The organism is Mesorhizobium sp. P2_H9, assembly GCF_056403215.1.
Genome location: NZ_JBFUFX010000022.1, coordinates 61238 through 70497, shown reverse-complemented (window position 1 = coordinate 70497; position 9260 = coordinate 61238). Strand labels below are relative to the sequence as shown.

Sequence of the window (9260 nt, the reverse complement as noted above, 5' to 3'; positions counted from 1 at the left end):
GGCTGCTTCCTTGTCGTGCAGGTCGGCCAGTTCCAGCTCGAGCTCGACCAGCGGGTTGCTGGTGCCGGAAATGTTGCGGGTGCCGCCGGCGCCCGATCCCATCTTGCCGGCTGCGGCCTGGAATGCGGCGATGACGTCGGGATGCTGGCCCATGCCGAGATAGTCGTTGGAGCACCAGACGGTGATTTCCTCGGCGCGGCCGTTGGAACGCCAGATGGCACGGGGAAATTTGCCGACGATGCGCTCGAGGTCGGCGAAGACGCGGTAGCGACGCTCTGCATGGAGCTGGTCGATCGCTTCCTCGAAGAACCGCTGATAATTCATGTCGACTTTCCTTTACCGATTGAGCATTCGCTGGTGCCGCCGCACCGTCCTCCCGCCGCCTGGAATCTGTAGCCGTTTGCGCGAAAGGCCGACCTTGATTCATGTCAATATCAAGGAGCCTGAGATGTCTTTTGGCTCAGTTCGATATGAACCTATGCAGTGATCCGGTGCGCAGGACGGAACGCGTCACGCCGCCAAAGGTCATTTCCCGCATCCGGCTGTGGCCATAGCCACCCAGAACGATCAGATCGGCCTCAATCTCCTGACAAATCCGGAGGAGCAGTTCCGCCGGTTCGGACCGCCGTGCATCCAAGACTTCCGATCGCGCCCTAACGCCGTGCCGTCTCAGGAAAAGCTCGACGTCCGCAACATCTTCGGCGGGTGTGGCGTCCCCGTTATTCACGGTGGCGAGAACGACATCCCTGGCGGCGATCAGGAAGGGCAAGGCGTCGACGACCGAGCGCCGCGCTTCCCGCGTGTCGTTCCATGCAATCAAGATCCTTTCGGCCTTGACCGGAGCACAGGTTTCCGATGCCACAAGTATCGGGCGGCCGGCTGCGAGAATGAGACCTGCCGTGTCCAGGGTGCGATGATAATCGACCACCAGATCGGTCGCCGGCGAGCCGGTTATGATTAGGTCGGCGGCACGTGCATTGAGGCCAAGTCGCCCGGTCGGATTCCCTATTTCACCGCGCCACGTGGCACGATTGCTGCCATTGACGGTGCCTAGAAATTCCTCTCTCAAGCCGTCGAGGCGGCCTTCAATCTGCTCCACTTGAGCCCACATCGCCCTAGCCGAGGCCTGATTGTCGACGCCAGTTGGGATGACGAAATGGGGCTCTGCCGCACAGAAGCCGATCAGATCGGCATCATGCCGTTGAGCAAGATCCCACGCCATCGCGATGCGCGGCGTGGCGATGCTGTCCACGTCCAACTGAACCATGATCGTTTTGAAAGCCATCGCGGCACCCTTTTGCGTCGAAGCGAGCTAGCCACAACGGAAGGGCAGCGACTTTGATGCGTGTCAAACGCTCCAACGGACCAGCGGCGCTCGATTGCTCGCACATTCCGGCAAGGTCATGCGCGGGTTGATCCGGATCAATGACCCGCCAACGAATGGGACTAGCATCGTGTGGCACAGATTTTGTTTGCGCGCCTCACACGGAGTGTATCGATCATGCAGACCCATCTCGAACCGTCGCAATTCGGCATGCAACTGTTGCCGATGGCGGAAAATAATCAGAAGGTCGTCATCTCTGCGGCGTCGCTTCATGCGCACGCCTTCAAGGCTATGATGCGCTATCAGATCGAAACGCTCGCGTTTCTCAAGAACCGCTACGAGCAGGATGTTAAGCTCGCCGACGATCTCGTCGCCGGTTTCGAATTCAACGATGCCTTCGATATCTTCTCCGCCTTCCTGCAGAATGCGACATCTGAATACGCTTTGGAAGCCGGCAAGGTCGCGGCGCTGACCTCCAAGCTCGCGTCAGAAACGGCCAGACGCTTGCGCAAGGAAGCCAGAACCTCAATCGAGGACGTGGCGGCGAAGACAATTGCGTAAATCTGAAGGCGGAGGCCTGCAATAATGAGTGGCTATAGGAGCATTGGGCGCCGCTGGCGGCGATGTAGATCGGTTTGCGCACTTGCGGCGGTGTTGCTTGGTTCGGTGCTGCCTGCACAGGCCAACAGCCTGACAGAGCGCGGTCAGGCATTGGTTGAGTTCAATTGCGCCCGCTGCCACGCCACTGGAAAAACCGACACGAGCAGCCACCCCGACGCGCCCGCCTTTCGAACCTTGTCAAAGCGCTATCCGATTGCTGATCTCGAGGAGGCCCTGGCTGAAGGCATTTTGACCGGCCATCCTGACATGCCCGAGTGGATTGCCAGCCCCGACCAGATCGAGGCAATCATCGCTTATATCAGCAGCTTGCAGCAACCGTGATCGAGGCGACGGAAGGGGAATGAGCCTGACGCGCTCCGTTGCGCGATCGACCGCAACGCCGATTGCGGCGCCAGCAGGTTAGCCCCAAAGCGGGCTAGGGCAGCATCCGGTCAGCGGCACGGAAGAATGTCCGCGCATGCGCCACGATCTGGGCCTGCGTAGGATGATCTGCCGGTTCAATGCCGACGATGCGATCCTTCAAGTGCGGATGGTGGTCGCGGATATGCTTGGCCAGTTCGTCCTTTGCCGATCCTGGCCCCATAATCAGCCATTCCTTCGCCGGCTGCAGGGCGTTTAGAACATCGTGGAAGAAGGCCGCGTTTTCCGGTCCGCGCTTGCCATCGACGGTGCCTGCCTTGTTGTGGGTCTGGTGATGCGCAAGCGTCGTGGCAAGATGCAGGCTCTCTGCTGTCTCACGGTTGAAGAAAAACACCTTGGCTTCGCGATGGTCCAGCCAGACGACGGCATGTTGGATCTGCATGTTGATGCATCCTTAAGGCTATTGTTGAGGGGTGTGCGCTAGCGTCGCCGTGAGGCGTCGAATGCCTCACGCGGATCGGAGCCCCAATGCCAGGATCGAGCCGGGTTCGATGACGGCATTTGCTGTGGCGACAATTGAGCGGCCACCTGCCGGCGTGACAATCTCGTGAAGCGCGTCTTCGACGCGAAGTTCGGCTATTCGCTCGGACGCCCATAGCGCTTCGTCGACTTTCATGTACTGCATCGCAATTCTCCTTTGCGTCGAATGATAGGCCAGTCGCCAACCTGTTCCTTGATCACGATCAAGGAGCAGACAGGATGCAAGCCCGCGCGCAGGCGATGGCGGTTACACAGACACATGAGTGAAACCTCGTCCCGCTCGCAACGAGCGGCCCCCATTCTTGCCCCCAATCGCATCACGCAATTTCAGAAATGATCCAGATCAAGGCGCAAACCCGCGCTTGAGGGATCATCGGACGATGTGGACCCCAATACCAAGCGCACCATATGGTCGCGAACTCGAACTCGCCGTCTTTGACGAGGAGGGAATGCATGCGCTCGTATTTCCGTGCATGAAGATTCGCGAAGGCTGGAAAAACGCCACTACCGGCGCCCGTGTTGACATACGGCCCACCCACTGGCGCGATTGGCAGGAGGAAAAGGCTCAGGCCAGAGCTGGCAACCCCCTCGAAGGCTCTCCCTAGGGCCTGGCTTCCACGATCAGCGCCATGCGCACAAGATGTGACAGGCTGCCCGCGCCCATCTTGCTCATGACATTGGCGCGATGGATCTCGACCGTGCGCGGGCTGATCCCAAGGTCATAGGCGATAGTCTTGTTCGGCAGGCCCGACACAAGCCCGTCCAGAACTTGCCGCTCGCGCTCCGTCAAGGTTGCCAAACGCCCGCGGATATCCGCGGACTGCGGATGCGCTGCATTCGCCTGGTTGCGATTAGCCAACGCGGAGCGGATGGCGCCAATCAGCATCTCGTCATCGAACGGCTTTTCGATGAAATCGGAAGCCCCTTCCTTCATAGCTTGAACGGCGAGCGCCACATCGGCATGGCCCGTCATGACGATCACCGGAATCGTATGACCGCTTGCTCTGAGCTGGCGCAGGAACTCGATGCCGTCTATGCCCGGCATGCGTACGTCGGTGACAATGCAGCCGTCGAGATTGTTCGGCGCCGTCGAGAGAAAAGCTGTGGCCGATTCGTGCAGGCGCACAGCGAAGTCCGCTGTGGCCAGAAGAAAACCAAGCGACTTGCGGACATCGATGTCGTCGTCGACCACATGCACCAGATCATTATCGGCCATTAGAGACCTCTTCCTTCCCGACGATGCGCAAGGTGAACCGAAAGGCGGTTCCCCCAGTCGGCACTGCCTCGGCCCATATGTGGCCGCCGTGCGATTCAACGATGGTGCGGCAAATGGAAAGGCCGACACCCATGCCTTGCTTCTTGGTGGTTACGAATGGCTGGAAAAGTTGTGCCGAGACCTCCGGCGCGAGGCCCGGGCCAGTGTCGATCACGCTCACCTCGGCCATCCCATCATCGCGGGCAACGGTCTCGACTTTCAATTCGCGGCGCGGGGCATCCTGCATGGCCTCCACGGCGTTGCGCAACAGGTTGAGCAGAACCTGCTGAATCTGGATACGGTCTGTGAGGACCAGCTCGGCGGCAGGGTCAAGCTTGTAGCTGACGAGGACATTTATCTCCCGCGCACCGACCAGGGCCAGCGACGAGGCTTCCTCGATCAGCGCTGGCAGGTGTTCAACCTGACGCTCGCTTTCGCCTCGTGCAACAAAATCCCTGAGATGACGAATGACGTCTCCTGCCCGAAGGGCCTGCTCGGCTGCCTTCTCCACCGCATCCCGCAGCATGGGCGCGTTCTCTTCCTGGCTCTTTTCGAGCAGCCGGCGACTGCCCTTGAGGTAGTTCGTAATGGCGGTCAATGGCTGGTTGATCTCATGAGCAAGCGTCGAGGCCATTTCGCCAAGTGCGGTAAACCGCGCCATGTGGAGCAGCTCCTGCTGCTGCTCTTGAATTCTTGCTTCTGCCCGGTGGCGTTCGGTGAGGTCGCGGCAAAAGCCGGTGAAGAAGCGTCCGGTTCCCGGATGCATCTCGCCGACGGAAAGCTCCATCGGGAAGGTCGTGCCATCCTTGCGCGCCCCGGTAACGGTGCGGCCGAGCCCGATGATCCGGCGCTCTCCCGTCGTCAGGTAGCGAAGCAGATAGGCATCATGCTCGTCGCGATAGGGCGGCGGCATCAGCATTTTCACGTTTTGGCCAATAACTTCGCCTGACTGATAGCCGAACAGCGTCTCGGCTGCGGTGCTGAAGGACTGGATCCGGCCCTGTTCATCAATGACGACCATTGCGTCCGGCACCGTGGCCAGGATCGATCGCAGGTGATCTTCGCGCAACAGAAGAGCTGCGTTTGCAAAGGAGAGTTCGCTGACATCCGTGCCTTCAACGAAGATCGCGGTAATGCGGCCATCGTCGGCCTTGATCGGCTGATAGACAAAATCCAGGATGCGTTCTTCGACCGGCCCGTCGGCCTTGTTGCGAAGGCCGACCTTAACGCTCTGGCCCCTATATGGCTCGCCGGTCGTGTACACGTGGTCCAGATGTTCGAAAAATTCATGTCCTTCGAGCTCGGGAAAGGCCTCCCGCACCGACTTTCCAATCACCTGCCTGCCGCCGATCAATCGCTGGTAGGCGGCATTGGTCACTTCGAAAACATGACCTGGCTCGCGCATCAGAGCTATAAAGCCCGGAGCCTGATCGAACATTCGTGACAAGAGTGATTTCAGTGTCGTCCCGCCGGGCGACAGACTGAGCTCTTCGTCTTTGATCACCTGAAGTTCCTGCGTTCGAGACGGTGCTACCCAGGCTAACTATCACTACTCTGAGCGCACGCAAAACGGTTCGGGACGACGTCTTCGACGCAGTTGCAGTTTGCGGGCGCAATTGGCGGTCTTTGACCCGCATCAAGGCATCCGGCGCTGGCGAATGCAATTCTTCACGCATTCGACCAAATCAGCGAAAGGCACCCGGAATGTCTTACAAATCAATCATCGTGAACCTCGCCGTCGATGCGAACCCGGCACCCATTGTGCGGGTGGGGATCGAACTTGCCGAACGATTTGGAGCTCATCTTGTCGGACTGGCAGCGGCGGATGTCCCGCCTCTCGTCGCGACAGGCGACGGCATGGTCTACGAAGGCGAAGTCATGCAGATCCAGAGAACGGAAATCGAAAAGCGGCTTGCGGAATTGCGTGCCGAGTTCGAGGAACTGGTGCCGGCTTCGATTACCAGCGAATGGGGGCAAGCGGTCTGCAGTCCGACCCGGTTCCTCAGTGTTTCGGCCAGAGCAGCCGACCTCATCGTCACCAGCGGTGTAGATGGAGACAACGTCTTTCGCGCCGTGGATATCGGCAGCCTCGCGCTGGGTGCCGGGCGGCCAGTCCTGGTCACCGCAGGCAACATCGAGCATATCCGCGCAAAAACCGTGCTGGTTGCCTGGAAGGACACCAGGGAGGCACGGCGTGCGATAGCAGATGCACTGCCATTTCTGGGCAAGGCCAACGAAGTTGTCGTCGCCACGATAGACACCAACCGCGACGAAACCAGCCGTGACAGCCTCGACGATGTCGTCGTGTTTCTTGAACATCATGGCGTCAAGGCGCGAACCGAGCTGATCGCCGGCGAGGCTGACGGCGACCGGCTGTTGACATTCGCCCGCTCGATCCATGCGGATCTGATCGTCTCTGGCGCCTATGGCCATAGCCGCTTGCGGGAATGGGCGTTTGGCGGTGTCACCCGCACATTGATCGAAGAGAGCAGCATCAACCGCTTCATGTCGTATTGATGATAAGCGAAACCGACCAGCAATCCGTCGCGCCAGACGGTGCCTATTGGTCGCTTGAGGCCAATGAACTCCTGCGCCGCCTCAAGTCGTCTGCCTCGGGCCTGGCCGGTTCCGAGGCGGCATCGAGGCTCGCAAAATTCGGCCGAAACACACCGGCGTCGAGGTCAAATGCGTCGGCTCTGATCGTGCTTGCCCGGCAGTTCCGTAGCCCGCTGGTCCTGATCCTCATTTTCGCGGCCAGCGTGTCCGCCTTCGTCGGAGAGGGCCAGGAGGCCGCGATCATCGGCGCGATCGTCCTGGCAAGCTGCGTCCTGAGCTTCACCCAGGAGTATGGTGCGTCGCGGGCAACCGAAGCGCTGAAACAGCGTATTTCGCGCAAGGCTATTGTGTTGCGTGATGGCGTCGAATGCTCGGTTGCTGCCGAAGATATCGTGCCGGGCGACTTGATCCGCCTGTCGGCCGGAAACCTCATTCCTGCGGACGGTATCATTCTGGACGCGCGCGATTTCAATGTCAGCGAGGCCGTGCTGACCGGTGAAACCTTTCCCGTTGTGAAGGCACCGGGGCGGTCGGCGCCCGAGGCTTCGGTCGCACAGCGCGGCAATGCGGTCTTTACGGGCACATCAGTCCGCAGCGGCACTGCAACCGTGCTTGCGGCAGCGACGGGCGCCAACACTGAATTTGCATCGATCGCTGCGGCCCTGGAGCGCCAAATCCCAGAAACGGGGTTTGCTCGGGGCATAAGACTGTTCGGCTATCTGATGACAGAGATCATGCTGGCGATTGTCATCCTGGTGTTTTTCGCCAACCTGATGCTGCATCGTCCGCTGATTGAATCGCTGCTGTTTTCCTTGGCGCTGGCGGTTGGTCTTACGCCGGAGCTCCTTCCGGCCATTATCAGTGTGACGTTGGCTAGAGGGGCTCGCGCGATGGCTGCCAATGGCGTCATCGTGCGCCGTCTCGACGCCATCGAGAATTTGGGCAGCATGGACGTGCTCTGCACCGACAAGACCGGCACGCTGACGGAGGGCGTGATCCACCTCGATGGATGGCTTGATGTCGACGGCAATCCGTCAACCGACATTCTGCTTTGGGCACGTCTCAACGCGACCTTGCAGACCGGATTGAAGAACCCGCTGGACGAAGCGATCGCCGGTGCGCCGGGCGAGGGCGCATCATTGGCTGCTTTCACCAAGGTCGACGAGATCCCCTATGATTTCATTCGCAAGCGCTTGTCAGTTGTTGTGCGGACCAAGGATGCCGAAGATCTTCTGATCACCAAGGGCGCCGTACTAAATGTCCTCGAAACGTGCGGCTTCGTCAGCACGGTGAAAGGGCTGGAACCCCTCGATGAGAAGCAGCGTGCGGCGATCGACGAACGATTCCGGCGCTGGAGCGCGGACGGCTACCGCGTCCTGGGTCTGGCAATCCGTCGATTTGAGAGCCGGAAAACGTTCAGCAGGAAAGACGAAATCGATCTCGTCTTCGCAGGCTTCCTGCTTTTCCTCGATCCGCCAAAGGAAGGCGTCAAGGAGACGCTGGTCGAGCTCGCCCACCGCGGCATCGCGGTAAAAGTCATTTCGGGCGACAACCGCTACGTTGCCGCACACCTGGCGCAAGCGGTCGGCTTGCACGCCAACAGGATCATGACCGGCGAGCAGCTTTCGAAATTGACCAAGAGCGCGCTCTTTGCGTGCGTGCAACACACCGATCTCTTCGTCGAGATCGACCCCAACCAGAAGGAGCGCATCGTTCAGGCCTTGCGGAGCAGGGGCCATGTCGTTGGCTACCTTGGCGACGGCATCAATGATGCGCCCGCCCTTCATGAGGCAGACATAGGGATCTCGGTCGACACCGCTGTCGATGTCGCGCGCGAGGCGGCCGATATCATCCTTCTCAAGCAAGATCTGGGCGTACTCGTGCGCGGCGTCGACGGCGGCCGCATGACATTCGCCAATACGATGAAGTACATTTCAATTACCACCAGCGCCAATTTCGGCAACATGATCAGCATGGCTGTCGCCTCGCTGTTCCTGCCTTTCCTGCCGCTTCTGGCAAAGCAGATACTGCTCAACAATTTCCTTTCTGACGTTCCTTCGCTCGCCATCGCAAGCGACAATGTCGATGCCGACCAACTGCGCCGGCCTCGCCAGTGGGACATCCGTTTTGTGAGGCGGTTCATGATCAGCTTTGGCCTGGTCAGTTCGCTGTTCGACTTCGCGACCTTCGCGTTCCTTCTGTTTTTCGCCCATGTCACCGAGGCCGCATTCCAGACCGCCTGGTTTGTCGAGTCGTTGCTGACGGAGCTAGCCATCGTGCTCATTGTGCGCACGCACAGGGCTTTCTGGGCGAGCCGCCCAAGCCCGTTGCTTGCCTGGCTTACACTGGGTGTCGGGGTTGTGGCGATCATGATCCCCTATCTGCCGTTTGCAGCCTGGTTCGGCTTCGTGCCTTTGCCACTGCCGGTGCTTGCCGGGCTTGTCGCAATCACCGCGCTCTATCTGCTGGCCTCGGAGGCGACCAAGCGCTGGTTCTTCGGACAAGAGCGCCGCCAGTCGCACCGGGAGAGGGGGAGGCAGTTGATCGACAGAGGGCCCAAGCCTCATGCGGCCTACCCGAGATTATAGGCCGCGCGGAGAGGCT

The 9260-nt window shown here is 59.9% G+C and carries 10 protein-coding genes; 4 read left to right on the top strand and 6 right to left on the bottom strand.

The window, feature by feature from the left end; all coding sequences use genetic code 11:
• Both AC1DXN_RS29935 and AC1DXN_RS29930 read right to left on the bottom strand, forming a co-directional pair.
• On the bottom strand, window positions 1–324 hold a 324-nt coding region (locus AC1DXN_RS29935; RefSeq protein ID WP_477421779.1), incomplete at its 3' end, for an aminotransferase class I/II-fold pyridoxal phosphate-dependent enzyme.
• A gap of 136 nt (window positions 325–460) precedes the next feature.
• The gene (locus tag AC1DXN_RS29930) at window positions 461–1285 is read right to left on the bottom strand and encodes a universal stress protein (protein WP_477250140.1); all 825 of its coding nucleotides are present in this window, start codon (window positions 1283–1285) and stop codon (window positions 461–463) included.
• 264 nt (window positions 1286–1549) lie between these two features.
• Between AC1DXN_RS29930 and AC1DXN_RS29925 the strand changes: the two genes are divergently transcribed.
• Together AC1DXN_RS29925 and AC1DXN_RS29920 are read left to right on the top strand one after the other, a co-directional pair.
• Window positions 1550–1885, top strand: coding sequence for a TroA family protein (locus AC1DXN_RS29925; RefSeq protein WP_477421781.1), 336 nt, complete (start codon window positions 1550–1552; stop codon window positions 1883–1885).
• Window positions 1886–1909: 24 nt separating this feature from the next.
• Window positions 1910–2266: a c-type cytochrome gene (locus AC1DXN_RS29920; protein WP_477278071.1), complete on the top strand. Its 357-nt coding sequence runs from the start codon at window positions 1910–1912 to the stop codon at window positions 2264–2266.
• Window positions 2267–2360: 94 nt separating this feature from the next.
• Here the strand turns inward: AC1DXN_RS29920 and AC1DXN_RS29915 are convergent, their stop codons facing one another.
• The 4 genes from AC1DXN_RS29915 to AC1DXN_RS29900 form a co-directional block, all read right to left on the bottom strand.
• Complete coding sequence (locus AC1DXN_RS29915) at window positions 2361–2747, bottom strand: translational machinery protein (RefSeq protein WP_477278069.1); 387 nt, start codon at window positions 2745–2747, stop codon at window positions 2361–2363.
• Between the two features lie 66 nt (window positions 2748–2813).
• Window positions 2814–2990, bottom strand: a complete 177-nt coding sequence (locus tag AC1DXN_RS29910; protein WP_477250147.1) for a hypothetical protein — start codon at window positions 2988–2990, stop codon at window positions 2814–2816.
• Between the two features lie 456 nt (window positions 2991–3446).
• The gene (gene fixJ, locus AC1DXN_RS29905) at window positions 3447–4061 is read right to left on the bottom strand and encodes a response regulator FixJ (RefSeq protein ID WP_477278067.1); all 615 of its coding nucleotides are present in this window, start codon (window positions 4059–4061) and stop codon (window positions 3447–3449) included.
• Window positions 4051–5538 (bottom strand): PAS domain S-box protein, encoded by a 1488-nt coding sequence (locus AC1DXN_RS29900; protein ID WP_477250215.1) that lies wholly within the window; start codon window positions 5536–5538, stop codon window positions 4051–4053. Before AC1DXN_RS29900 ends, fixJ begins: the two co-directional genes overlap by 11 nt.
• 266 nt (window positions 5539–5804) lie before the next feature.
• Here AC1DXN_RS29900 and AC1DXN_RS29895 point away from each other — a divergent pair, with 266 nt between their 5' ends.
• Together AC1DXN_RS29895 and mgtA are read left to right on the top strand one after the other, a co-directional pair.
• Window positions 5805–6617: a universal stress protein gene (locus AC1DXN_RS29895; protein WP_477278065.1), complete on the top strand. Its 813-nt coding sequence runs from the start codon at window positions 5805–5807 to the stop codon at window positions 6615–6617.
• Entirely contained in the window at window positions 6617–9244 is a 2628-nt protein-coding gene (mgtA, locus tag AC1DXN_RS29890; RefSeq protein WP_477278063.1) for a magnesium-translocating P-type ATPase, read from the top strand. Before AC1DXN_RS29895 ends, mgtA begins: the two co-directional genes overlap by 1 nt.
• The last annotated feature ends 16 nt before the right edge of the window (window positions 9245–9260 follow it).

Coding starts and splice junctions, on each gene's coding strand:
- AC1DXN_RS29930 (WP_477250140.1), bottom strand. CDS start 1,285: ATGGCTTTCAAAACGATCATGGTTCAGTTGGACGTGGACAGCATCGCC.
- AC1DXN_RS29925 (WP_477421781.1), top strand. CDS start 1,550: ATGGCGGAAAATAATCAGAAGGTCGTCATCTCTGCGGCGTCGCTTCAT.
- AC1DXN_RS29920 (WP_477278071.1), top strand. CDS start 1,910: ATGAGTGGCTATAGGAGCATTGGGCGCCGCTGGCGGCGATGTAGATCG.
- AC1DXN_RS29915 (WP_477278069.1), bottom strand. CDS start 2,747: ATGCAGATCCAACATGCCGTCGTCTGGCTGGACCATCGCGAAGCCAAG.
- AC1DXN_RS29910 (WP_477250147.1), bottom strand. CDS start 2,990: ATGCAGTACATGAAAGTCGACGAAGCGCTATGGGCGTCCGAGCGAATA.
- fixJ (WP_477278067.1), bottom strand. CDS start 4,061: ATGGCCGATAATGATCTGGTGCATGTGGTCGACGACGACATCGATGTC.
- AC1DXN_RS29900 (WP_477250215.1), bottom strand. CDS start 5,538: ATGTTCGATCAGGCTCCGGGCTTTATAGCTCTGATGCGCGAGCCAGGT.
- AC1DXN_RS29895 (WP_477278065.1), top strand. CDS start 5,805: ATGTCTTACAAATCAATCATCGTGAACCTCGCCGTCGATGCGAACCCG.
- mgtA (WP_477278063.1), top strand. CDS start 6,617: ATGATAAGCGAAACCGACCAGCAATCCGTCGCGCCAGACGGTGCCTAT.